18 protein-coding genes and 8 tRNA genes are annotated in these 23,451 nt (G+C 61.9%); 22 read left to right on the top strand and 4 right to left on the bottom strand.

All coding sequences use genetic code 11. The features are described 5' to 3' along the window. The first annotated feature begins 16 nt into the window (after positions 1–16). Together smc and zipA are read left to right on the top strand one after the other, a co-directional pair. Entirely contained in the window at positions 17–3,526 is a 3,510-nt protein-coding gene (smc, locus tag IGX34_RS12500) for a chromosome segregation protein SMC (RefSeq protein WP_192556055.1), read from the top strand. A gap of 11 nt (positions 3,527–3,537) precedes the next feature. Beyond that, positions 3,538–4,545, top strand: coding sequence for a cell division protein ZipA (gene zipA / locus IGX34_RS12495; RefSeq protein WP_192556054.1), 1,008 nt, complete (start codon positions 3,538–3,540; stop codon positions 4,543–4,545). 82 nt (positions 4,546–4,627) lie between these two features. On the opposite strand, the gene IGX34_RS12490 is transcribed toward zipA, so the two are convergent. Then, positions 4,628–5,209: an FMN-dependent NADH-azoreductase gene (locus tag IGX34_RS12490; RefSeq protein WP_192556053.1), complete on the bottom strand. Its 582-nt coding sequence runs from the start codon at positions 5,207–5,209 to the stop codon at positions 4,628–4,630. Between the two features lie 114 nt (positions 5,210–5,323). Between IGX34_RS12490 and IGX34_RS12485 the strand changes: the two genes are divergently transcribed. The 17 genes from IGX34_RS12485 (at position 5,324) to IGX34_RS12405 (ending at position 18,377) form a co-directional block, all read left to right on the top strand. Beyond that, positions 5,324–6,313 (top strand): LysR substrate-binding domain-containing protein, encoded by a 990-nt coding sequence (locus IGX34_RS12485; protein ID WP_192556052.1) that lies wholly within the window; start codon positions 5,324–5,326, stop codon positions 6,311–6,313. Between the two features lie 53 nt (positions 6,314–6,366). After that, positions 6,367–7,512: a pyridoxal phosphate-dependent aminotransferase gene (locus IGX34_RS12480; RefSeq protein WP_192556051.1), complete on the top strand. Its 1,146-nt coding sequence runs from the start codon at positions 6,367–6,369 to the stop codon at positions 7,510–7,512. Continuing rightward, positions 7,500–8,303 (top strand): amidohydrolase, encoded by an 804-nt coding sequence (locus IGX34_RS12475; RefSeq protein WP_192556050.1) that lies wholly within the window; start codon positions 7,500–7,502, stop codon positions 8,301–8,303. The genes IGX34_RS12480 and IGX34_RS12475 overlap by 13 nt, the downstream gene beginning before the upstream one ends. A 162-nt stretch (positions 8,304–8,465) precedes the next feature. Further along, positions 8,466–8,542: transfer RNA gene (locus IGX34_RS12470), tRNA-Arg, on the top strand. Between the two features lie 173 nt (positions 8,543–8,715). After that, positions 8,716–8,792 (top strand) — tRNA-Pro (locus IGX34_RS12465). Positions 8,793–8,814: 22 nt separating this feature from the next. Beyond that, positions 8,815–8,891 (top strand) — tRNA-Arg (locus IGX34_RS12460). A 14-nt stretch (positions 8,892–8,905) separates the two neighbouring features. Continuing rightward, positions 8,906–8,982, top strand: a tRNA-His gene (locus IGX34_RS12455). A gap of 28 nt (positions 8,983–9,010) precedes the next feature. Continuing rightward, a tRNA-Lys gene (locus tag IGX34_RS12450) sits at positions 9,011–9,086 on the top strand. A gap of 219 nt (positions 9,087–9,305) precedes the next feature. Continuing rightward, positions 9,306–9,391, top strand: a tRNA-Leu gene (locus tag IGX34_RS12445). A gap of 82 nt (positions 9,392–9,473) precedes the next feature. Beyond that, a complete protein-coding gene (gene tig / locus IGX34_RS12440; RefSeq protein ID WP_192556049.1) occupies positions 9,474–10,766 on the top strand; it encodes a trigger factor in 1,293 nt (430 codons plus the stop codon). Between the two features lie 81 nt (positions 10,767–10,847). Next, positions 10,848–11,477 carry an ATP-dependent Clp endopeptidase proteolytic subunit ClpP gene (gene clpP, locus IGX34_RS12435; RefSeq protein WP_192556048.1) on the top strand — a complete coding sequence of 210 codons (630 nt, stop codon included), beginning with the start codon at positions 10,848–10,850 and terminating at the stop codon, positions 11,475–11,477. Between the two features lie 110 nt (positions 11,478–11,587). Beyond that, positions 11,588–12,889 (top strand): ATP-dependent Clp protease ATP-binding subunit ClpX, encoded by a 1,302-nt coding sequence (gene clpX, locus IGX34_RS12430; RefSeq protein WP_192556047.1) that lies wholly within the window; start codon positions 11,588–11,590, stop codon positions 12,887–12,889. Between the two features lie 170 nt (positions 12,890–13,059). Continuing rightward, positions 13,060–15,573, top strand: a complete 2,514-nt coding sequence (gene lon, locus IGX34_RS12425; RefSeq protein ID WP_192556046.1) for an endopeptidase La — start codon at positions 13,060–13,062, stop codon at positions 15,571–15,573. A gap of 333 nt (positions 15,574–15,906) precedes the next feature. Beyond that, on the top strand, positions 15,907–16,179 hold the full coding sequence (locus IGX34_RS12420; protein ID WP_192556045.1) for an HU family DNA-binding protein: 273 nt from the start codon (positions 15,907–15,909) through the stop codon (positions 16,177–16,179). A gap of 17 nt (positions 16,180–16,196) precedes the next feature. Further along, positions 16,197–16,271, top strand: a tRNA-Val gene (locus IGX34_RS12415). A 6-nt stretch (positions 16,272–16,277) separates the two neighbouring features. After that, positions 16,278–16,354, top strand: a tRNA-Asp gene (locus tag IGX34_RS12410). A gap of 82 nt (positions 16,355–16,436) precedes the next feature. Further along, positions 16,437–18,377 carry a SurA N-terminal domain-containing protein gene (locus IGX34_RS12405; RefSeq protein WP_192556044.1) on the top strand — a complete coding sequence of 647 codons (1,941 nt, stop codon included), beginning with the start codon at positions 16,437–16,439 and terminating at the stop codon, positions 18,375–18,377. Between the two features lie 85 nt (positions 18,378–18,462). On the opposite strand, the gene IGX34_RS12400 is transcribed toward IGX34_RS12405, so the two are convergent. Continuing rightward, positions 18,463–19,716, bottom strand: a complete 1,254-nt coding sequence (locus IGX34_RS12400; RefSeq protein ID WP_225737430.1) for a LysM peptidoglycan-binding domain-containing protein — start codon at positions 19,714–19,716, stop codon at positions 18,463–18,465. Beyond that, on the bottom strand, positions 19,713–20,477 hold the full coding sequence (gene gloB / locus IGX34_RS12395; protein WP_192556043.1) for a hydroxyacylglutathione hydrolase: 765 nt from the start codon (positions 20,475–20,477) through the stop codon (positions 19,713–19,715). Before gloB ends, IGX34_RS12400 begins: the two co-directional genes overlap by 4 nt. 243 nt (positions 20,478–20,720) lie before the next feature. Between gloB and IGX34_RS12390 the strand changes: the two genes are divergently transcribed. Genes IGX34_RS12390 through dnaQ form a run of 3 tightly spaced genes read left to right on the top strand, consistent with a single transcriptional unit; the run spans position 20,721 to position 22,549 of the window. After that, on the top strand, positions 20,721–21,359 hold the full coding sequence (locus IGX34_RS12390; protein ID WP_225737429.1) for a methyltransferase domain-containing protein: 639 nt from the start codon (positions 20,721–20,723) through the stop codon (positions 21,357–21,359). A 33-nt stretch (positions 21,360–21,392) separates the two neighbouring features. Continuing rightward, entirely contained in the window at positions 21,393–21,836 is a 444-nt protein-coding gene (gene rnhA, locus IGX34_RS12385; RefSeq protein WP_192556041.1) for a ribonuclease HI, read from the top strand. Then, the gene (dnaQ, locus tag IGX34_RS12380; RefSeq protein WP_192556040.1) at positions 21,833–22,549 is read left to right on the top strand and encodes a DNA polymerase III subunit epsilon; all 717 of its coding nucleotides are present in this window, start codon (positions 21,833–21,835) and stop codon (positions 22,547–22,549) included. The genes rnhA and dnaQ overlap by 4 nt, the downstream gene beginning before the upstream one ends. A gap of 2 nt (positions 22,550–22,551) precedes the next feature. On the opposite strand, the gene IGX34_RS12375 is transcribed toward dnaQ, so the two are convergent. Beyond that, entirely contained in the window at positions 22,552–23,253 is a 702-nt protein-coding gene (locus IGX34_RS12375) for a PP2C family protein-serine/threonine phosphatase (RefSeq protein WP_192556039.1), read from the bottom strand. Positions 23,254–23,451: the final 198 nt, after the last annotated feature.

Raw genomic sequence — 23,451 nt, 5'->3', positions numbered from 1 at the left:
TGAGCTGCTGATCTGCATGCGCCTAACCACGATCAAACTCGCCGGGTTCAAATCCTTCGTCGATCCGACCACCCTGCATCTGCCCACCAATATGACCGGTGTGGTGGGGCCGAACGGCTGCGGCAAATCCAACATCATCGATGCCATTCGCTGGGTGATGGGCGAGAGCGCGGCCAGCCGTTTGCGCGGCGATTCGATCACCGACGTGATCTTCTCCGGTTCCAATGCGCGCAAGCCGGTGGGGCAGGCCACGGTCGAGCTGATCTTCGACAACTCCGACGGCACCATTCAGGGCGAATACGCCCAGTACGCCGAAATCTCGGTGAAGCGCCAGGTCACGCGTGACGGGCAGTCGGCGTATTTCCTCAACGGTGCGCGCTGCCGTCGTCGCGACATCACCGATCTGTTCCTGGGCACGGGCCTGGGGCCGCGCAGCTACTCGATTATCGAGCAGGGCATGATCAGCCAGATCATCGAGGCGCATCCCGAAGAACTGCGTACGCATCTGGAAGAAGCCGCCGGCATCTCCAAGTACAAAGAGCGCCGCAAGGAAACCGAGAGCCGCATCAAGGCGACGCGCGAAAACCTCGACCGCGTACGCGATGTGCGCGATGAAGTCGACAAGCAGCTCGAGCATCTCAATCGCCAGGCGCGCGCCGCCGAGCGCTGGAAGGCCTACAAGGAAGAGCAGACCCGCAAGGAAGCCGAGCTGCGCGCTCTGGAATATCGCGGGCTGAAGAGCCAGCACGACGGCCAGGGCCAGGGGCTTTCGGCCGCCGAAATCGAAATCGAAAAGCGCCTCGCCGCGCAGCGCCAGATCGAAGCGCAGATCGAAAGTGCGCGCGAACGCCACGCCGAATCCAGCGAGCACCTGAATACGGTGCAGGCCGAGGTCTACAAAGTCGGCGCCGAGATCGCACGCGTCGAGCAGCAGGTACGCTACAACCGCGAAACCGCCGAACGCCTGCAGCGCGCGCAGGCGGATACCGAGCGCGAACACGGCGAGTTGGCTGCGCATATCGCCACCGACCGCGACCAAGTCGAAAGCCTGCGCCTGGCCTTGTCCGAAGGCGAGCCGAAGCTGGAAGCCCTGCAGCAGATGCAGGACGAAACCGCCGATACGCAGCGCGACACCGAGACCAAGCTGGCCGACTGGCAGCAGCGCTGGGATGCCTACACGCGCACCGCCGGCGAAGCGAGCCGCGCGGCCGAAGTAGAACGCACCAAGCTGGCCTATCTCGATCGCCAGTCGATGGATTTGAGTAAGCGCAAGGAAACGCTGGAAACCGAGCAGAAGGCCACCGACGTCGTCGCGCTCGATGCCGCGGCCGAACAACTGCACAACGAACACGACACCCAGCGCGAGCGCGTCGAATCGCTGGGCGGTCTGCTCGACCAGCACAAGCTCAGCTACGAAAAAGTGCTGGATGAAGAACGCCAGGTGCAAGGCGTGCTCAACGAAGCACGCCAGCAGCTGCAAACCGCGCGCGGCCGGCTGGCTTCGCTGGAGGCTTTGCAGAATGCCGCGCTCGGCCAGGAAGAGAGTGCCGCCAGCACCTGGCTGGCGCAGTTCGGCTTGGACAAGAAGCGCCGCCTGGGCGAAGTGCTGCAGGTGGAAGCCGGCTGGGAAACCGCGGTCGAAACCGTGCTGTCGGGCTTTATCGACAGTGTGCTGGTCGATGGCGCGCACGATGTGGCGCGGGAATTCACCGGGCTGAAAGATGCCGACGTAGCCTTGCTGGACACCAGCGAAGGCGGTGCGGCGACCGGCGGCACGCTGGCGGCGCATGTGCGCGGTCCGGCTGCGGCGATCACCATGCTGGGCCATGTGCTGGTTGCCGAAACGATCGACGAAGCGCATCAACGCGTCTCCGGCCTCTCAGCGCTGGCGCCGTATCAATCGGTGATCACGCGTGCCGGCGAGTGGCTCGGCCCGGGTTGGGCGCGCGTGCGCCGCGCGCAAGGCAATCAGGTCGGCGTGCTGGCGCGCGAACGCGAAATCCGTGTGCTGACCGAGCAGACGGAAGCGCTGGAAGCGCAGATCGAAGAAGCGACCGAACGACTCGATACCCTGCGCACCAGCAAGTTCGAAGCCGAGCGTGCACGCGACGATGCTCAGCGTGAGCTGTACAACGCGCATCGCCGCCAATCCGAGCTGGCCGGCCAGCTGCAAAGCCATCGCGGCAAGGTGGAAACCGCCCGCGCCCGCGCCGAAAAAGTGGCCGGCGAAATTTCCGTGCTGGTCGAACAGACCGACGAGCTGCAGGTGCAGATTCGCGAGGCGCGTGCGCGCCTGGATGAGTCGGTCAACAACATGGGCGACCTGGAAGACCAGCGCCGCGAACTGGAGAACGAACGGCGCGCGCTGCTCGAAGCGCGCGAAGAAGCGCGCATGAACGCACGCGAGGCGGCGGACCAGGCGCATGCGCTGGCGCTGAGCCTGGAATCGAAGCGTTCTTCGCTGACTTCGCTGGAGCAGGCGCTGGCGCGCATGGATAGCCAGATCCGCGTGATCGATGCGCGCCGCACGGAAATTGCCGAACAACTGGAAGCCGGTTCCGACCCGATTGCGGAACTGGAAGCCGAACGCCAGACCTATCTCGACCAGCGCTTGCTGGTGGACCGCCAATTGGTCGAGGCACGCCGAGCGCTGGAAGATTGCGATATCGAGTTCCGCAAGCTGGAACAGCAGCGGCATAACCTGGAGCAGGAGCTGTCGGGGCTGCGCGAGAAAGTGTCCGAGCAAAAGCTCGCGGCGCAAGCCTTGCAGATGCGTGCCGATCAGCTGGCCGAAGCTATCGCCGCCTCCGGCCTGGATCTGGAAACCTTGCTGTCCGAACTGGCCGAGGATGTCGACGCCACGCAGTGGCGCCAGCAGCTGGCGGATCTCGGGCAGAAGATCGCGCGCCTGGAACCGGTGAATCTCGCCGCGATCCAGGAACATGCCGAGCAGAGCGAGCGCAAGACCTATCTGGACAACCAGCTCGCCGACCTTACCAGCGCGATGGAAACGCTGGAAAACGCGATCAAGAAGATCGACCGCGAAACCCGCCAGCGTTTCAAGGAAACCTTCGACCGCGTCAACGCCGGTGTGCAGGAATTGTTCCCGCGCCTGTTCGGCGGTGGCCATGCCTATCTGGAACTGACCGGCGACGATCTGCTTAGCACCGGCGTATCCATCATGGCGCGCCCACCGGGCAAGCGCGTGTCCAACATCACCTTGCTGTCAGGTGGCGAGAAGGCGCTTACCGCGGTATCGCTGGTATTCGCCATCTTTGCCCTGAATCCGGCGCCGTTCTGCCTGTTGGACGAAGTGGATGCGCCGCTCGATGAAGCGAACGTGGGCCGCTTCTCCAACATGGTGCGCGAGATGAGCGAGAAAGTGCAGTTCATCTTCGTCAGCCACAACAAGGCCACGATGGAAGCGGCCAGTCAGTTGTGCGGCGTTACCATGCGCGAACCTGGCGTATCGCGCCTCGTGCAGGTCGATCTTGCCGAGGCCGCCAAACTGGCCGGCGCTGCTTGAGGATGGGGATCATGATGCCTGCAACCGAATTGGCTTTTGCGTGGAACCCCTGGGTCGGCGTGCCGCTGGCGATCCTCGGCCTCATCGTGCTGGTGCTGGTGTGGTTGTTCGGCGAGCCGAAGAAAGAACAAGGCAAGCGCCGTCCGGCACCGGAGCCCGGCATGGAGCGGCGCGAGCCTACCTTCGGCGATTCGCACGAGGACGATGGCTTCCGCGACATCGCCGACGACCGCCACGATCCGCTGTTTTCCGAACCGCTGCCGCAGCAGGGCGAGCTGGATGTCGGCTTGCGCGAAGAGCTGGAAAAGCTGGGCGCCACGCTGGCCGATACGCGTAGCGGCCACGCCGCCATGCCCAAGCCCACCGGTCACGCGGCCTCCATCGTGGAAATGCTGCGTTCCTCTTCGCCGGCCACCGCACCTGTCGAACCCCTCGTCAGGCCGTCAGCCCCTGCGCAGCCGCCGATGCCGGCCGAACCGATCGAAGCGGCAGCACCGGCGCCAGCCCCTGCGCCCGCCCCGGCCCCGCGCATCCCTCCGCGTTCGGATCTCGGCAAACGGCCGCCGCAGATGCCGGTGGAGCGCATTGTCACCTTGTTCCTGGTGGCGCGCGAAGGACATGCGTTCAATGGCGCCGACCTGGTGGTTGCGGCGGAGAAGGCGGGGCTGGAATACGGCGACATGGGCATCTATCACCGGTTGGTCGACGGCAAGCGCGAGCTTGGCCCGATCTTCAGCGTGGCCAATATGCTCAAGCCGGGCAGCTTCGACCTGACCCGGATCGACACGCTGCGTACGCCTGGCCTGAGTTTCTTTATGGCCTTGCCCGGACCGGTGCCGGCACTGGATGCCTGGGATGCCATGCTGCCCACTGCGCAGCGGCTCGCGGAATTGCTCGATGGACAAGTGCTGGACGAGGAGCGCAATGCGCTTGGCCGCCAGCGCATTGCGCATATCCGCGATGAATTGCGCGGCTGGGATCGCGATCACGATGGCGGCGAAATCCGTTTTGGTCACTGACCATTCGCCAAGTCCGCAAAAACAAGAGCGCCCATAACGGGCGCTCTGTCTATCCAGCGTGGGAATTCGCGTGATGCTTCGATCAGGCGGCTTTGCCGGCCAACTGGCCGATGGTGGCGTGGGCGGAGGCCACCGCGTTGGTCTTATGCTCGGCGCTGATGTTCACGCCTTCGGCACGGATGAATTCCACATCGGTCACGCCCAGGAAGCCAAACAGCGTGCGCAGGTAGGTTTCCTGGAAGTCCATGCCGGCGGCCGGGCCTGCCGAGTACACGCCGCCGCGCGAGGACACGATGATCAGGCGCTTGCCGGCAACCAGGCCCTGCGGGCCGGACGCACCGTAGCTGAAGGTCTTGCCGGCGACGGCGATGCGGTCGATCCAGGCCTTGAGCTGGCTGGGGATCGAAAAGTTGTACATCGGGGCACCGATCACCACCACATCGGCGGCGAGGAATTCGTCCATCACGGCTTCACCGAGCTTGGCCGCTTCGCTTTCGGCGTCCACCACCGGCGCCCAATGCGGCAGCGGCTGGGCAGTGAGATCGCGATAGGTCACGCTGCTGGTGGGGTTTTCACGGGTGATCTGAGCTACGACAGCCGCGGTCAGTGCGCGCGACACGGAATGCTGGCCCAGCGAGCTTGCGTCAATATGCAGCAGTTTCATGGTGATATCTCATTCCAGGTCGGGCAGTCCGACGTTGGTGGATAAGATAAATTCGGAACAAACGGCCGATAAGATGGATGTTTTTGAACTTATTGTTCCAAATGGGAAACGACTATGACGGCCTTACCGGGTGCCATGCAGGACCTGAACGACCTGTACTTCTTTGCGGCCGTAGTCGAGCACGGTGGTTTTTCGGCTGCCGGCCGGGCCCTGGGGGTACCCAAATCCCGGCTCAGTAAGCGCATCGCCCAGTTGGAGGACCGATTGGGGGTACGCCTGCTGCAACGAACCACCCGACGCTTTGTGGTCACCGAAGTGGGCGAGCGGTTCTACGGACACTGCCGCGCCGTGCTGGAAGAGGCGAGGGCGGCGCAGGATGCGGTGGAAGAGCTGCGCGCCGAGCCGCGCGGCGTGGTTCGCCTGAGCTGCCCGATCTCGATTGCGCAGACCGTGCTGGCGCACATCCTGCCGACCTTCATGGCGCAGTATCCCAAGCTGCAGGTGCGGGTGCTGTCGAGCAACCGCCGCGTCGACCTGATCAGCGAAGGTTTCGACCTGGCCATCCGCGTGCGCACCAAGCTCGACACGGATGCCAACATGATCGTGCGCAGCTTCAGTCAGTCGCGCGTGCTGCCGGTGGCCAGTCCGGCCTTGCTCAAGACCTACGGCCATCCCAAGCATCCGGACGATCTGGCGCGGCTGCCGGCGTTGTCCATGCTGGAGCACGAAGGTGCGCAGATCTGGGAGCTGATCGACGAGCACGGCGAACGTGTCAGCGTTGAAGTGCAGGCGCGGCTGATCACCGGTGATTTCGCCGTATTGCTGAGTGCGGCGCGCTCGGGCATGGGCGTCACCCTGTTGCCGGAATTCGTCTGCGCTCCGGCGATCACCTCCGGCGAGCTGGAAGTGGTGCTGCCGGAATGGAGCGCCCCCAATGGTGTCATGCACTTTGTCTACCCTAGCCGGCGGGGCATGCTTCCGGGCGTACGTGCCCTGATCGATTTTCTTGCCGAACATTTGCCGGAGGCTACGCGCCTGGTCCACAACGAGTGCATGAAGCGTCCGCTCCATCCGCTGGAACTGCCGGGGCAACCTGCGCCCTGAGCTGTCGCCGCGCCCATGTTAGTCTTCGCGTTTAGACATCCATACCGCTGCCCATGACCATCGAAACCAAGCTTCCGAAAGTAGGCACCACCATCTTCAGTGTGATGAGCCATCTGGCCGTGCAGCACAAGGCGGTCAATCTGGGTCAGGGCTTTCCCGATTTCGAGCCGCCGCAGGCGTTGCGCGATGCGGTGACCCGCGCGATGGCGAACGGACTCAATCAATACGCGCCCGGTATCGGCACGGCTGCGCTGCGCGAGCAGATTGCACTGAAAACCGAGCGGCTATATGGGCATAAGCTCAGTCCGGATAGTGATGTCACCGTAACCTCCGGCGCGACCGAAGCCTTGTTTGCGGCGATTGCCGCGTTGGTGCGCGCGGGCGATGAAGTGATCGTGTTCGATCCGGCCTACGATTCCTACGAACCGGCCATCGATCTGCAAGGCGCACGCGCCGTGCACATCCCACTTACCGTGCCGAGCTTTTCAATCGATTGGCAGCGCGTGCGCGAGGCGATCACGCCGAAGACGCGCATGATCCTGATCAATAGCCCGCACAATCCTTCGGGTGCAGTGTTGTCGCAGGCGGATCTGGATGAGCTGGCGGCGATCGTGCGCGATACGCCGATCATCGTGTTGTCCGACGAAGTCTACGAGCACATCGTGTACGACGGGGCTGCGCACCAGAGCGTGTTGCGGCATGCGGAGCTGGCCGAGCGCAGCATCGTCGTTTCCAGTTTTGGCAAGACCTTTCACTGCACCGGCTGGAAGGTCGGTTATGCCGTGGCGCCGCCCAGGCTGTCGGCAGAATTCCGCAAGGTGCATCAATACCTCACGTTCTGCACTTTCCATCCGGCGCAGGTCGCTTTCGCAGAATTCCTCGCCAGCAGCCCGGAGCATTACCTGGAGCTGCCCGCGTTCTATCAGGTCAAGCGCGATCGTTTTCGCCAGTTGTTGGCGCCATCGCGCCTGAAGCTGCTCGACGTTCCCGGCGGCTATTTCCAGCTGGTCGATTATTCGGCGATTCGCGACGAAGACGATGTGGCGTTCTGCGAGTGGCTGGTGAAGGAGGGCGGGGTGGCGGCCATTCCGCTGACGCCGTTCTACGAGAAGGCGCCCGGCACGCGCCTGGTGCGCCTGTGCTTCGCCAAGAGCGATGCCACCATGGATGCAGCGGCGGAGCGGCTATGCAAACTCTGAAGGTGTCGTTGGTGCAGGGCGCTACACGCTGGCACGACGCGCCGGCGAACCGCGATTACTACGGCGCGCTGGTGCGCAGTGTGGCGGGTCAAAGCGATCTCATCGTATTGCCGGAAACGTTTCTTTCCGGCTTCAGCAATGACACGCGCAGCGCTGCCGAAGGCATGGACGGGGAGGGTGTTGCGTGGATGCGTGCGCTGGCTGCCGAGGTCGGCGCCGTGGTCACCGGCAGCCTGGCGATTCGGGATGGCGACAAGGTTTACAACCGTCTGATCTGGGCGCGTCCGGACGGCAGCTTCGCCCAATACGACAAGCGCCATCTATTCCGCATGGCCGGTGAGCACACGCGCTACGGCGGCGGTTCGGAGCGTTTGCTGGTCGAGCTCAAAGGTTGGCGGATCTTGCCGCAGGTTTGCTACGACCTGCGTTTCCCGGTGTGGTTGCGCAATCGCCGTCTGGCATCGGCGACAGGCGGCATGGATTACGACTTGTCGTTGTTCGTCGCCAACTGGCCTGCGCCGCGCCGCCAACCGTGGCGCACTTTGCTGCGCGCTCGCGCGATCGAGAACCTTGCGTACGTCATTGGCGTAAACCGGGTCGGTACGGATGGCAACGATCTTCCTTACGCTGGCGACAGCGCGGTGATCGATGCGGTTGGCGAGCCGCTGGTGGAGCTCGGCACGCAGGAGCAAGTGGTAACGGTGACGCTCGATCCCGCACCGTTGCTCGCGCATCGCGAGCGCTTTCCCGCGTGGATGGATGCGGATGAGTTCGCGCTCGACATCCGCTGACGTGGCGCAGCGGCCGCGCATCGTCGAAGACATGAACGGAATATTTCAAAAAAATTCACGGAGAGTATTGACGTCGGCGGCCTGTACCTGAATAATTCCGCTTCTTGCTTCGGCCCCTTCCGGATTTCGGATCGAATGCCCGGCAAGATGGTTTTTTACCACGCGCCCGTAGCTCAGCTGGATAGAGTACCAGGCTACGAACTTGGTGGTCGGGAGTTCGAATCTCTCCGGGCGCACCATATTTGCAAGACACGATACTGTTCGAGTCGTGTCTGCATCGCAGGCAGAAATCGCCTGCGAAAACCGGACAAAAAGATTGGAGTCCGGCGTGTTCGATACGGATTGACGGGCCAGAGTGTCACCCGTAGGATTTCAAGGCTCAGGTACGCGAAAGCTGACCGGGTTTCGAAATCGGGGTATAGCTCAGCCTGGTAGAGCGCCAGCTTTGGGAGCTGGATGTCGTGGGTTCGAATCCCTCTGCCCCGACCAGCAGGTGTTCTGCTTCAGTCAAGCGCCTGTAGCTCAACCGGATAGAGCATCGGCCTTCTAAGCCGACGGTTGCAGGTTCGATTCCTGTCGGGCGCGCCAGATTCGTGGTTACGGTGGGCGTAGCTCAGTTGGTTAGAGTACTGGATTGTGATTCCAGTTGTCGTGGGTTCGAGTCCCATCGTCCACCCCAATTTGCAGTACATAAAAAGGCAGTTTCCGGGCCGTTAGCTCAGTTGGTAGAGCAGTTGACTCTTAATCAATTGGTCGTAAGTTCGAATCTTACACGGCCCACCAATTACGAAAGACCCGCAGCGATGCGGGTCTTTTTGTTTGTCAGATCTTCAGGCCGGCAGCGCGCGCGAGTGCTTGTGCTGAGCCGCCGCACATCCGTAAAATGGCTGGCTTGGCATAAGGTAATCATCGACTTAAGGTCGCAAACCGATGGTTTTTGGCGAATTCGGCATTGCTGCTGAAAATCGTTGAAAATCATGTATTTGCAATCTCATAGCCGATGCGAAAGTGGCGGAATTGGTAGACGCACTGGATTTAGGTTCCAGCGGGTAACCCCCGTAAGGGTTCGAGTCCCTTCTTTCGCACCACCGACCTTGAGCTTGATTTTGCGGGCGGCCGGGGCCGCCGCGGCCCCATTTGGGGCCATCACAGGTAATTCCAGGAGACGTCATGCAGTTTTCCGTTGAAAACGTCGGCAAGCTTGAGCGCAAGCTCACGGTCAAATTTCCGGCTGAGCGGTTCGAGACGCAGGTGAGCGCTCGCATCGCCGAAATGAGCCGCACGGTGCGCCTCAAGGGTTTCCGTCCCGGCAAAGTGCCGACCAACGTGATCCAGCAGCGCTTTGGCGCGCAGGTGCGTGGCGAGGTGCTTTCGGACCTGATCGGCAGCACGCTGCGCGAAGCCTTCGAAAAGGAAAACCTGCGTCCGGTCGCCAACCCGGCGATCGATACCACCGGCCAGCCAGAAAACGGCGAAATCGCCTATACCGCCACCTTCGAGGTGATGCCGGAATTCCCGGACGTCGACGTTTCCACGCTCGAAATCAGCCGCCCGGTGGCTGAAGTGACCGATGCCGACATCGAAAAGATGATCGAGACGCTGCGTCAGCAGCGCCGCAGCTTCGACGAAGTGGAGCGCGCCTCGGCCGAGAGCGATTTCGTGATGTTCGAATACGCCGCTGCCACCGGCGACTACCGCTTCCCGGCCGAAGGCCTGGAACGCGCTGGCAGCGTGATCGGCTCGGGCACCCTGTTCAAGGCGCTCGACGCGGCGTTGACTGGCCACAAGGCCGACGACGAATTCGAAGCCGAGATCGAATTCCCGGCCGATTTTCGCAATGAGCAGCTTGCCGGCAAGACCGCCAAGGTCAGCTTCAAGATCGTGAAGGTGCAGGAACAGAAGCTGCCGGAAGTCGATGCGGAATTCATCAAGCTGTTCGGCATCGTCGATGGCAACCTGGAGAACTTCCGCAAGGAAGTGCGCGCCAACCTCGAGCGTGAACTGAAGGCTGCCCTGATGGCCCGCCTGAAGTCGCAGGTGGCCGAAAAGTTGGCCGAAACGCACAAGGAACTCGAAGTTCCGAACCTGATGGTGCAATCCGAAGCCCGCAATCTGGCGGCTGGCAGCGTACCGCGCGGTCAGCAACCGCCGCCGCAGCTGATCGACTCGGCCATGCCGGCCGCTCGCCTGCGCGTTATCGCCGGCCTGCTGATGGGTGAAATCGCCCGCAAGAACGAGCTCAAGCTCGATCGCAGCCGCCTGGCCGAGCAGCTCGCCGCCATTGCCTCGACCTACGAAGAGCCGGAAAAGGTCATTGAACTGTATAACGGCGACCCCCAACTGATGTCCGGGCTGCAGAATCGCGTGATGGAAGATCAGGTGGCGGAATGGGTGGCCGAGCACGGCAAAACCACCGTCCAGAACCTGAGCTTCGACGAAGTGATGCGCCCGGTCGGTGCCTGAGACGATTCGATCAGGTCCGGCTATAGTCTGACCTGATTGCTCGAATCGCCATTCAGTCCCCACACGCGGAGAGTCACACGCATGGCCATGGACCAGATCCAGAACCTCAACCTGGTGCCGATCGTTGTCGAGCAGACCGCTCGCGGCGAACGTTCGTACGATATTTACTCGCGCCTGTTGAAGGAGCGCGTGATCTTCCTGGTCGGCGAAGTGAACGATCAGGTCGCCAACCTGCTGGTGGCGCAGATGCTGTTCCTGGAGTCGGAGAATCCGGAAAAGGACATCCATCTGTACATCAACAGCCCGGGTGGTGCAGTCACCGCCGGCCTGGCGATCTACGACACCATGCAATTCATCAAGCCCGATGTCAGCACCATGTGCATTGGCCAGGCCTGCAGTGCAGCCTCGCTGCTGCTGATGGCCGGCGCCAAGGGCAAGCGCTATTCGCTGCCCAACTCGCGCGTGATGATCCACCAGCCTTCCGGCGGTGCCCGCGGGCAGGCCACTGATATCGAGATCCAGGCCCAGGAAATTCTGTACCTGCGTCGCCGCCTGAACGACATCTACGTTCAGCATACCGGCCAGCCGCTGGACAAGATCGAGCGCGACATGGAGCGCGACCGTTTCATGAGCGCCGAGGCCGCCAAGGAATACGGCCTGATCGACGCCGTGCTGGACCGCCGGGCTGTTGAAACGGTCAAGTCCGCCTGATTTGGGCCGATCTAAGCTTTAGACCTACATGGGTCCCGCGTCCGGGTGCGGACTCGGGACCCTGTGCTATTCTCGACCCGTAACTGGGATTTATCAGCAGGATCAAACGAATGAGCGACGAGCGGCAGGGCCGTTCCAACGACAGCGGCAAGATTCTCTACTGCTCCTTCTGTGGCAAGAGCCAGCACGAAGTACGCAAGCTGATCGCGGGTCCGTCCGTGTTCATCTGTGACGAGTGCGTGGAGCTGTGCAACGACATCATCCGCGAGGAGCTGGAGGAGAAGGCAGCCTCCGGGCGTAGCCAGCTGCCCAAGCCCAAGGAAATCATGGAGACCCTCGACCAGTACGTGGTCGGGCAGACGCGCGCCAAGAAGGCGCTCGCCGTCGCGGTCTACAACCACTACAAGCGGATGGAGTCTCGCCAGCGCAGCGACGACATCGAGCTGGGCAAGTCCAACATCCTGCTGATCGGTCCGACCGGTTCGGGCAAGACGCTGCTGGCCGAAACGCTGGCGCGCCTGCTCAACGTGCCGTTCACGATCGCCGACGCCACCACGTTGACCGAAGCGGGCTACGTCGGCGAGGACGTCGAGAACATAATCCAGAAACTGTTGCAGAAGTGCGACTACGACGTCGAGAAGGCGCAGTCGGGCATCGTCTATATCGACGAAATCGACAAGATTTCGCGCAAGAGCGAAAACCCGTCGATCACTCGTGACGTTTCCGGCGAAGGTGTGCAGCAGGCGCTGTTGAAGCTGATCGAAGGCACGCTGGCTTCGGTGCCGCCGCAGGGCGGTCGCAAGCATCCGCAGCAGGAATTCCTGCAGGTCGATACCAAGAACATCCTGTTCATCTGCGGCGGCGCATTTGCCGGCCTGGAGAAGGTGATACAGCAGCGTTCGGAAACCACCGGTATCGGTTTCTCGGCGGAAGTGCGCTCCAAGGAACGCACCGAGAATCTCGGCAAAGTGCTGGCCGAAGTCGAGCCGGCGGATCTGGTGCGTTTCGGTCTGATCCCGGAATTCGTCGGCCGTCTGCCGGTGGTGGCGACTCTGGATGAACTCGATGAAGCGGCGCTGGTGAAGATCCTCACCGAGCCCCGCAACGCAGTCACCAAGCAGTTCCGCAAGTTGTTCGAGATGGAAGGCGTGGAGCTGGAATTCCGCCCGGAAGCCTTGCAGGCAGTTGCGCGCAAGGCGCTCAAGCGCAAGACCGGCGCGCGCGGCCTGCGCACCATCCTCGAGCAGGTATTGCTCGATACCATGTACGAGCTGCCGTCGCTGGAGCATGTGAGCAAGGTCGTCGTGGACGATGCCGTGATCGAAGGTCAGGCCGAGCCCTATCTGATCTATCGTGGAAACTTGCAACAGCAACCGCGTATCGGCAGCGAAAGCGGCGACGCAGCGGCCTGATTGTTACAACATCCGTATGCCGCGGCCCCGGTGGGCAACCACCGGGGCCGCGTGTTTTTTGTTATCCGCCTGGCACTTGAGTGACGCTAGGGTTGCCTCCACTTGACGTGTCAGTGGCCTCGGCGCAGTGTCGTGGTCGTAAGCCTCATTTTCATGAGAGATTTCCTGCGATGGCAAAAAGTGCTGCAAATCCTGTCGCCACCGGCACCCTTGTAGACGCGCTGCCGGTCCTGCCCCTGCGCGATGTTGTGGTGTATCCACACATGGTGATTCCGCTGTTCGTCGGCCGCGACAAATCCATGCGCGCGCTCGAACGCGCCATGGAAGGCGAGCGCCAGATCCTGCTGGTGGCGCAGAAGAGTCCTGATATCGACGATCCTGCCGTGAAGGACCTGCATGAAATCGGCACGCTTGCCGGTGTACTGCAGCTGTTAAAGCTGCCTGATGGCACCGTGAAGGTGCTGGTCGAAGGTCAGTCGCGTGTCGCCATCGAGGAGTACCACGACGACGGCGGCATGCTCACTGCGCGTTCGCGCGTTATCGAGCCCGTCTACAGCGTGAAAGAGCGCGAGCTGGATGTGGTCTCGCGCACCTTGGTGTCGTTGTTCGAACAATTGGTGAAGCAGAGCCGCAAGTTGCCGCCTGAAGTGCTGGCGACCCTGTCGGGCATCGACGATCCGTCGCGCCTGGCGGACTCGATTGCCGCGCATCTCACCGTGCGCATGTCCGACAAGCAAAGGGTGCTGGAAACCGCCGATGTGGGCCAGCGACTTGAGCTGCTGATCGGTCTGGTCGACGGTGAAATTGATTTGCAGCAGGTGGAAAAGCGCATCCGCGGCCGCGTGAAGTCGCAGATGGAGAAAAGCCAGCGCGAGTACTACCTCAACGAACAGATGAAAGCCATCCAGAAGGAACTGGGTGAGGGCGAGGATGGCCCCAACGAGATCGAGGAACTGCAAAAGAAGATCGAAAACGCCGGTATGCCGAAGCCGGTGTTGACCAAGGCGCGCCAGGAATTCGGCAAGCTCAAGCAAATGTCGCCGATGTCGGCCGAAGCCACGGTGGTGCGCAACTACCTGGATTGGCTGATCGGTGTGCCGTGGAAGAAGCGCAGCAAGGTGCGCAAGGATCTGGCGCTGGCGCAAGAGGTGCTCGACGCCGATCACTTCGGCCTGGAGAAGGTCAAGGAGCGCATCCTTGAATACCTCGCCGTGCAGCAGCGTGTCAGCAGCATGAAGGGTCCGATTCTTTGCCTGGTCGGCCCTCCCGGCGTGGGCAAGACGTCGCTCGGCCAGTCGATCGCCAAAGCCACCAACCGTAAATTTGTCCGCATGAGTCTGGGCGGCGTGCGCGACGAGGCGGAGATCCGCGGCCATCGCCGTACCTATATCGGTTCGATGCCGGGCCGCATTGTGCAGAACATGAACAAGGTCGGCAGCAAGAATCCGCTGTTCGTGCTCGACGAAATCGACAAGATGTCGATGGACTTCCGTGGCGATCCGTCGTCGGCCTTGCTGGAAGTGCTCGATCCGGAGCAGAACCACACCTTCAACGATCATTACCTGGAAGTCGATCTCGATCTTTCCGAGGTGATGTGGATCGCGACGGCCAATTCGCTGAATATTCCTGGCCCGTTGCTTGATCGCATGGAAGTCATTCGCATCCCTGGCTATACCGAGGATGAGAAGCTCGCCATTGCGCAGAAATATCTGCTGCCCAAGCAGATCAAGGCCAACGGCCTCAAGCCGGAAGAATTGAGCGTGGACGGCGAAGCGGTGCGCGACATCGTGCGCTATTACACGCGCGAATCCGGCGTGCGCAATCTTGAGCGCGAGATCTCCAAGATCTGCCGCAAGGTGGTCAAGCAGCTTACGCTGAGTGAACACAAGAAGGCGGCGGAAAAGGCGAAGGCCAAGCCGGATGCCAAGAAGAACAAGGCCAAGGCTGTTCCCGGCAAGGTGCAGGTGAATTCGGACAATCTGGATCAATACCTGGGCGTGCGTCGTTTCGACTTCGGCCGCAAGGAACAGCAGAACGAAGTTGGTCTGGTGACGGGTCTTGCCTGGACCCAGGTCGGCGGCGACTTGCTCAGCATCGAAGCATCGATCGTGCCTGGCAAAGGACGCCTGGTGCACACCGGCCAGCTCGGCGATGTGATGAAAGAGTCGATCCAGGCCGCCTTGTCGGTGGTGCGCGCGCGCGCCAGCCGCCTGGGGATCGAGCCCGATTTCCACGAGAAATTCGACCTGCACATCCACGTGCCGGAAGGTGCGACGCCGAAGGACGGCCCGAGCGCAGGTATTGCGATGTGCACCGCCCTGGTCTCGGCTTTGACCAAGGTACCGGTTCGCTCCGAAGTCGCCATGACGGGTGAGATCACCCTGCGTGGGCGTGTGCTGCCGATCGGTGGTCTGAAGGAAAAATTGCTTGCGGCACACCGCGGCGGTATCACGACGGTGATCATTCCGGACGAGAACCGTAAGGATTTGGCGGATATCCCGGAAAACATCACCGCATCGCTGGATATCCATCCCGTGCGCTGGATCGACGAAGTACTCGATATTGCACTGGAACGGCCGTTGCAGCCGTTGCCGGCGAAGGAAGATGCCGAGGCCACTTCTTCCGGATCGTCCGACGCCGGTTCGCACGAAGAAAGTTCCGAAGCACCTACGCGCACGCACTAAAGCGCAACAATTCCCCGCTCATTGCGATAGGCGACACGGTTACCGTGTCGCCTGCTTCACACTGTGTAACGCCGTTGTCAAGCAGCGGTTGCGTACGGTTTGCAGTGGCGTGGCCGAATGCCGCTGAACTCTCGCAAAGCGTTGGTACAGCTCATATTGCGGACCCCGGGGGGCGCTGGTATAAAGGCTCACCGCCATCCTGGGCCACTGCAGTGCGCACAGCGATGCGGGATCGCGAGGCAGCGCCTTCCGTAGCATCCTTTCAATTCTTTCCTGCGTTGTCCCGTCCCCAACCTATCCGCGGGCCGAATATCTGTTTAAGGGAGTAACTCAATGAATAAAACCGATCTGATCAATGCCGTCGCCGAACAGGCCGAACTGACCAAGGCCGATGCCGGCCGTGCACTCGAAGCTTTCTTCGAGACCGTGCAGAAGGCTCTGAAGAACGGCGACGACGTGTCGGTCGTCGGCTTTGGCACCTTCACCGTGCGCGAGCGTGCTGCCCGTACCGGCCGCAATCCGCGTACCAACGAGGAAATCAAGATCGCCGCGTCCAAGATCCCGGCGTTCAAGGCTGGCAAGGTGCTCAAGGACGCCGTAAACTAAGCGGCCCGCTTGGTTGCGGGTGCTTAGCTCAGCGGTAGAGCGTCGCCCTTACAAGGCGAGGGTCGTAGGTTCGATCCCTACAGCACCCACCAGTATGTGGAGCGGTAGTTCAGTCGGTTAGAATGCTGGCCTGTCACGCCGGAGGTCGCGGGTTCGAGTCCCGTCCGCTCCGCCACGGTTTGCAAGGGCGCCCCCGTGGCGCCCTTGTCGTTTAGGACATGCGCGGAAACGCGCCAACGAAAACAGCGGGAAGATCTATGCTCCAGTCACTACGTGACAAGATGCAAGGATGGCCAGCCATCGTCGTGCTGGGCATCGCGGTGTTAGCGATGTCCTTCTTCGGCATCGAGGGCTATTTCAGCTCGCAGGTCGACACCTTTGTCGCCAAGGTCGGCAAGCGGGAGGTCGGCCAGCAGCAATACCAGGATGCGATGAACCGCATCCGCCAGCAGCAGCGTGCGCAGCTCGGCGACCAGTTCGATCCGAGCGTGTTCGACAAGCCCGAATTCAAGCAGCAGATCGTGGACGAGCTGGTCGACCAGCAGTTGCTGCTGCAGGCCAACGAAGATCTCGGCATGCGCGTGCCGGACCAGTCGTTGCGCGAAGCCATTGCCTCCAACCCCTCGTTCCAGGTCGATGGCCAGTTCAATTCCGACATGTACCGTGCGCAGCTGGCATCTGCCGGCATGACGCCGGACATGTATCAGGAGAGCCTGCGCACCTCGCTGCAGGGCGGCCTGTTGCCGGACGCCATCAGCGGCAGCACGATCGTTACCCAGACCGATGTCGATCGTTACCTGGACATCAAGCTGCAACGCAGGGATATCCGCTATTTCGTGCTGCCGCATGAGGCGCCGGCGGATAGCCAGGTCAGCGACTCGCAGGTGCAGGATTACTACAAGGCGCACCAGGCGGATTTCATGAATCCGGAACAGGTGTCGTTGAAGTACATCGAAGTGAATGGGACCGAGCTGAAGCCGGAATCCGTGCCGAGTGATGACGATCTGAAAAAGCGTTACCAGAGCGAACTCTCCCGCTTCGGCTTGCCGGAAGAGCGCGAGGTGTCGCATATCCTGGTCAACGTGCCGAAGAACGCGACGCCGGACCAGCAGAAGGCGGCGCTGGACAAGGCGCAGAAGATCGCGGCCGAAGCCACGCCGGCGAATTTCGCCAAGCTGGCGCAGCAGGATTCCGATGACGTGGGTTCCAGGCTTACCGGCGGCGACCTCGGCTGGCTGCAGAAGGGCGTGACCAACCCGGCCTTCGAATCGGCCATGTTTGCGCTGCAGAAGGGCGAGATTTCCAAGCCGGTGCTGTCCGACGAGGGCTACCACATCATCTATCTGCGCGATGTCCGCAGCGGCCAGACCAAGTCGTTCGCCGAAGTCCGCGATCAGCTGCTGAAGGAAGCCACGGCAGCCGATCACGATCGCGCCTATAACGAGGCGGCCGGCAAGATGACCGACCTGACCTCGCAGAATCCTGGCTCGCTGGAGCCGGCGGCGCAGGCATTGCAGCTGCAGATCAAAGAAACTCCGCTGTTTGGCCGCAACGGTGGCCCCAAGGGCCAGAACGACGACATCACCACCAATCCCAAGGTGATTGCCGCAGCGTTCTCCAACGATGTGCTCAATGCGGGCAACAATTCCAGCCTGGTGGATCTGAGCAAGACCGATTCGGTAGTCATTCGCGCAGACAAGCACGTTCCCGCTTCGCCGAAATCGATCGCCGAAGTGCACGACGCCATCGTGCAGAAGATTCTCGATGCACGTATCGCCGATGCAGCCAAGCAGAAAGCGGATGTGCTGGTTGAGCGCTTGAACAAGGGCGAGGACATGGCCACGGTGGCCAAGGCCGAGCATGCCGATCTGCAGACGTCCAACCAGATCCAGCGTGTGCAGCAGGCCCCGCAGAACGCGCAGAGCGTGCCGCAGCCGATTATCGACCAGGCGTTTGTGACGCCGCATCCGGCAGCGGATGGCAAATCGCAGTATGCGGCCGTCTCGCTGGATAACGGCGTTTACGCTGTGCTGGCGGTCGACAAGGTGCAAGGCGGTGATCTGTCCAAGCTGACGGAAGACGATCGCCGGCAGCTGTATCGCCAGATGATGCAGGTGTATGGCAGCGTCGAGACGGAAGGCTTCGTCGACATGCTGAAGGCGAAGACCAAGATCCAGTACGCCAAGGACCGCATGTAATCCGGTGCGCATGTCCTAACGAAAAAGGCGGCTTTTAAAGCCGCCTTTTTTATTGCCCTTGTTTAAGGTGCTGCCGGGAAATCTTTCAGGGCCCGTCGAGCTTGATCACCTGGCCGGGCTTCAGCGCCTTGCCGTGCAGATTATTCAGGCGCTCGAGCTTGTTTACGCTGGTGGAATAGTTCTTGGCGATTTGCCACAGGCTTTCGCCGGCGCGCACGGTATGCGTGCGGCCGCGATGGGACTTTGCAGGTGCGGCGGTGTCGCTGTCGGTATCGCCCGACTTGTCGGCAAAGAGCGTCGTATCGCCGGTGTCCGACAAGCTGGCGGTCATGTTCTGGTCGCTGGCTACCTGCATGGCCGTGCGCAACTGTTCTGCATTGCGATGCGGCATCAACAGCATGTGACCGGGCGTGTTGGCATCTACCGCATTGGTCTGCAGGGCCGGATTGAGCCGCTTGAGCAGGCTCGCATCCATGCCGGCGTTATTGGCGGCGGTAGAGAGCGTCATGCCATGGTTGACCTCGACCGCTTCGAGATGCTGATCGGCGGCAAGCGTCGGCAGTTCCACGTTGAAGCGTCCGGGCTCGCGCACCACGCAGGAGATCGCCAACAGCTTGGTCAGATGCTCACGGGTGACGCGGGGGACCGGCATTTTCGGTATGGCCGGTTCCTGCGGCGGAACACCGTGCTGCTGCAGCATGCGCTGCATGCCGAATTCGCCGCGATTGAATGCATAGTCGACCAGTCGCCAATCGTGCAGATTGCCGTAGTAGTCGTGCAGCATGCGCATGACGCTGTCGGTCGACGCGGCCGTATCCAGGCGACCGTCATAGCCGCGGTCGGTATGCAGTCCGATCACGTGCGCAGTACTGGAGACAATCTGCCAGATGCCAGCCGGCAGATTGCGATGGCCGGGTACTGGCTGGTATTGGCTTTCCACCCAGGGCAGCAGGGCGAATTCGCCGGCCACGTCATACTTTTCCGCCACCTGCTGCACATAGACCAATTGCGGCAGCGCATTGCTCATCTGCGCTTCAAAGCGTTGCGGATTCTGCGTGTAGCGATGTGCCCAGACCATGATTTGCGGGTCCGCATCGCAATCGGACATGGCGAAGCTATTGCGCAGTTTGTCCCAAACGGCAGCGGTATCCGCTGGTGTTTGGGGTGCTGTTTCCTGCGCCTGCGGCGTAGGCGCAGGTGCCGGATTGGCGGCGGGTGCCGGGGTGGGCGCCGGAGTGACCGTGGCGGGTGCGTGCGTGGGGCCGGTGGTCGGTGGCGTCGCGCAGGCTGCAAGCAGCGAAGCGAGCGCAACGGGCAGAAGTCGCGGCGTATGCTTCATGCGCGAAACTCATCCTTGGCCGAACGCAGTGCCGCAAAGCGGGCGACGGCGTCATTGGCGGCACCATGCCGACGACACCAATCGATCACCTCGGCGCTGTTCACGCGCAGAAACGGATTGCATGCCAACTCGCTCGACAAAGTTGCCGGCACGCTGGGGCGTTGTTCGGCACGCAGTTTGGTTACCTGATCCAGGCGCTGTTGAAGCGCCGCGTTGGCAGGCTCGATGGTTTGCGCGAAGCGGCCGTTTGCCGCGGTGTATTCATGTCCGCAGCACACCAGCGTATCGCCGGGCAGGGCGGCCAGTCGCTCCAGCGACGCCAGCATCTGCGTAGGGGTGCCTTCAAACAGGCGGCCGCAGCCGAGGCTGAACAGCGTGTCGCCGCACAGGAGCACGCCTTCGCCCACATACACGATATGGCTGAGCGTATGGCCTGGCACAGCCATGATGTCGAAGCGCGCCGCGGGCTGTTGCAGCTGCAGCGACTGGCCATCATTGACGCGATGCGTGGCAACGCCGATGCGATCGTCGTCCGGCGCATAGACCGGAACGTCGTAGCGTTCACGCAACTGGCCGGCGCCGCCGATATGGTCGGCATGATGATGCGTAAGCAGGATGGCGCGCAGATTCAGCTTGCGCGCAGCGAGCGCAGCCTCCACCGGTGCGGCTTCGCCCGGATCGACCACGAGGGCTTGACCACTATCGTCATGCAGTAGCCAGATGTAATTGTCGGCAAGCGCCGGTAACGGTACGACGTGCAAGGCGTGCTCCGCTCTGGTTTCGTATCGACTGGCGCAGGCATCCTGCTTGCGCGCGACCCCGGACTATAAAACCCCGGGAACGCAGGTTCGTTAGATATCCGTTAATCGAAATATTGTTCGAACCATGTTGAGGGCTGGTTCGTCTTTGTGAAGCCAGCTATTAAACTCCCCAATCAATCCGCTCACGCGACAGGCCATCGGTACATGCCACAGCGCGCCCCCGACATCTATGCAAGCGCGCCCATGCGGGGCCTTCTCGCGGATGAAACGGTGGCCTACCTGCCTGATGTGCGCCGTTGTGCGGGCACCCGTGCGCTGCTGCTCTCGGCAGCGGCCCAGGACGTGCCGCCCAATCCGCCTTATCTGGGCCAGTGGGTCACGCTACGGCTGGTGCAGGGGCGCCTGCAGGGCGATGTACAAGCCAGCGCCAGCGAACCGCTGCCGTTTGTGGACCGGGCCTTCGATCTGATCTTGCTGCGTCATGCCTTCGAGCCAGGTAGCTTGTCGCTGGACGAGGTCATCCGGGTGCTGGCGCCGGGCGGCATGCTGGTGCTTACCGGCATCAATCCCCTCAGCGGCTGGACCCCATGGTGGCTGTGGCAGACGCGCGGCAGTGCCGCCCGTGCCGCCACGCCATTTCAGCTGGCGGCCCGGCTGCGGCGTGCCGATCTGCAGATTGAACGCGTGCAGCGGGTAGGGCGGGCGTTGCCGCTGGCACCCAACGGGCACGGCGAACACGCGGCCCTGCTGGGTGGCGGTTATGTGTTGGTGGCGCGCAAGCAAGGGCCGATGAACGTGCCTACGCGCTTGCGCCCCAAGCCGGTCACCACACCGGTGGGCGCAGGCCTCGCACCCGGCGCGCGGCGCAGTTCAGTCAGCTGATTTATCCAACAAGTAAAAAGCGGAGCAGAGCGAGTGGCAGATGTAGAAGCGTTTACCGATGGCGCGTGCCTCGGCAATCCTGGCCCGGGCGGATGGGCTGCGTTGCTGAGGGCCCAGGGAACGGAACGGATGTTGAGCGGTGGCGAAGCTCAGACCACCAATAACCGGATGGAATTGCTGGCCGCCATCAGCGCGCTTGAAGCGCTCAAGCGTCCATGCAGCATCACCGTAACGACGGATTCGCGTTACGTCATGCAGGGTATCGAAGAATGGGTGCCGCGCTGGATCATCAACGGCTGGCGCACGGCCGACAAGAAGCCAGTAAAAAATCAGGACCTGTGGCAACGCCTTGCCGCTGCCGTCGCGCCGCACAAGGTGCGCTGGCAATGGGTTCGCGGTCATAACGGCCATGTGGAAAACGAGCGCGTTGATCAGGCCGCGCGCGAGCAGGCCGAGCAATTCAAGGAAAAAGCATGAGGCAGATTGTTCTCGATACGGAAACCACTGGCCTTGAAGTGCGCCAGGGTCATCGTTTGATCGAAATCGCCTGTGTTGAACTGATCGAGCGCCGCCCCACCGGCCGCCATTACCAGACCTATCTCAATCCGGATCGCGCCATCGACGAAGGTGCGCGCGAAGTCACTGGCATTGCCGATGAATTCCTGCTCGACAAGCCGCATTTCGAAGATGTGGTTGAAGAGTTTCTGGCCTTTATCAAAGGCTCCGAACTGATCATCCACAACGCCACCTTCGACGTCGGCTTTCTCGATGCCGAACTGGCGCGCGCAGGTGCCGATTACGGGCGCATCCGCGATTACTGTCCGGTGCTGGATACGCTGCTGATGGCGCGCGAGCGCTATCCAGGCCAGCGCAACAGCCTCGACGCCTTGTGCAAACGCCTGGGCGTGGACAACTCCGCACGCGATCTGCACGGCGGCCTGATCGACGCGCAGTTGCTGGCAGATGTCTATCTGGCGATGACGTCCGGCCAGGTCGTGCTCGATCTGGGTTTTGAAGGTGCCAGCGAAGGAGGGGAGCGTGCGGTGGTGACGCCCCTGGTCTTGTCGCGTCGCCCGCGCGTGTTTCGTGCCGCCCAGGATGAACTCGATGCGCACGGCAAGCGGCTGGATGCGCTGGACAAGAGCGCGGGCGGCCAATCGATTTGGCGCCGGCTGGAAACGGAAGCGTAAGCTCAGCGATTACGCGCGAGAATCGCCGTAATGTTGTCGCTGCCGCCGGCGTCCAGCGCCGCCAGCAGCAAGTGATCGACGCACTCCTGCGCGGCCAGTTCCTGCCGGCCGACGATGTTGGCAATGGCGTTGTCGCTTACTTCTTCCGTAAGCCCATCGCTGCACACCAGAAAACCCATGCCTGGCGTGAGCGGCCCCTTGGCCATGCTGACGTGCAATTGATCCAGCGCGGTAATGCCCAGGGCCTGGGTCAGCACGTTGCGTTGAGGATGTCGGCGACCCTGTGATTCGTTGATTACGCCTGCCTCGACCAGCGCCTGTACCAGCGAATGATCGTGGCTGACTTGTTGCAGCCCGTTCTTCCACTGGTAAATGCGGCTGTCGCCGACCCAGGCTATTTCATAACCCTGTTCGGAAAGGCGTACCGCGGCGACCGTGGTGCCCATCGGCAGTGCATCGTCGTAGCGCTGTGCGTGCTCGAGCACTCGCGCGGCGGCCTTGTGGATCGCTTCGGCCAGCGGCAGGCCACGGCGCACCCCTTCGATCACGCTGTCACGGGCCAGCGCAGAGGCCACCTCGCCGTGCTGATGCCCACCCATGCCGTCGGCGACCAGGAACAGGCCCAGTGCCGCATCGGCGCAATAAGTGTCTTCATTGCGCGTGCGGCGCAATCCGACATGGGTGCCGTGTCCGAATTCGATCATGGGTGCTACATGCCTCAGCTTGAACACAAACTCTATCAGCCCATCCATTGCCATAGGCGTGAACACAACCTGCGCGAAGTATGAGGGCTGCGTCCGACCTAGTACAGAATCCAGGCTTTGGCGCATGGATACCAGCAACTGCGCGCATCAGCTTGCTGGCCGGCATGGCAACTCGTACATGCTTTTTTGAGTCGCTGT

This window comes from Dyella acidiphila, assembly GCF_014863405.1.
Lineage (GTDB): Bacteria > Pseudomonadota > Gammaproteobacteria > Xanthomonadales > Rhodanobacteraceae > Dyella_B > Dyella_B acidiphila.
Note: the sequence above shows the minus strand (reverse complement) of the source record. Positions and strands in the feature narration are given on the sequence as shown.

Bases quoted from the DNA above. Each gene is read 5' to 3' on its own strand.
- IGX34_RS12405 (WP_192556044.1), top strand. From the start codon at position 16,437: ATGCTCCAGTCACTACGTGACAAGATGCAAGGATGGCCAGCCATCGTC.
- IGX34_RS12375 (WP_192556039.1), bottom strand. From the start codon at position 23,253: ATGATCGAATTCGGACACGGCACCCATGTCGGATTGCGCCGCACGCGC.
- IGX34_RS12480 (WP_192556051.1), top strand. From the start codon at position 6,367: ATGACCATCGAAACCAAGCTTCCGAAAGTAGGCACCACCATCTTCAGT.
- clpX (WP_192556047.1), top strand. From the start codon at position 11,588: ATGAGCGACGAGCGGCAGGGCCGTTCCAACGACAGCGGCAAGATTCTC.
- IGX34_RS12475 (WP_192556050.1), top strand. From the start codon at position 7,500: ATGCAAACTCTGAAGGTGTCGTTGGTGCAGGGCGCTACACGCTGGCAC.
- IGX34_RS12490 (WP_192556053.1), bottom strand. From the start codon at position 5,209: ATGAAACTGCTGCATATTGACGCAAGCTCGCTGGGCCAGCATTCCGTG.
- IGX34_RS12485 (WP_192556052.1), top strand. From the start codon at position 5,324: ATGACGGCCTTACCGGGTGCCATGCAGGACCTGAACGACCTGTACTTC.
- dnaQ (WP_192556040.1), top strand. From the start codon at position 21,833: ATGAGGCAGATTGTTCTCGATACGGAAACCACTGGCCTTGAAGTGCGC.
- zipA (WP_192556054.1), top strand. From the start codon at position 3,538: ATGATGCCTGCAACCGAATTGGCTTTTGCGTGGAACCCCTGGGTCGGC.
- smc (WP_192556055.1), top strand. From the start codon at position 17: ATGCGCCTAACCACGATCAAACTCGCCGGGTTCAAATCCTTCGTCGAT.
- IGX34_RS12420 (WP_192556045.1), top strand. From the start codon at position 15,907: ATGAATAAAACCGATCTGATCAATGCCGTCGCCGAACAGGCCGAACTG.
- IGX34_RS12400 (WP_225737430.1), bottom strand. From the start codon at position 19,716: ATGAAGCATACGCCGCGACTTCTGCCCGTTGCGCTCGCTTCGCTGCTT.
- tig (WP_192556049.1), top strand. From the start codon at position 9,474: ATGCAGTTTTCCGTTGAAAACGTCGGCAAGCTTGAGCGCAAGCTCACG.
- lon (WP_192556046.1), top strand. From the start codon at position 13,060: ATGGCAAAAAGTGCTGCAAATCCTGTCGCCACCGGCACCCTTGTAGAC.
- clpP (WP_192556048.1), top strand. From the start codon at position 10,848: ATGGCCATGGACCAGATCCAGAACCTCAACCTGGTGCCGATCGTTGTC.
- IGX34_RS12390 (WP_225737429.1), top strand. From the start codon at position 20,721: ATGCGGGGCCTTCTCGCGGATGAAACGGTGGCCTACCTGCCTGATGTG.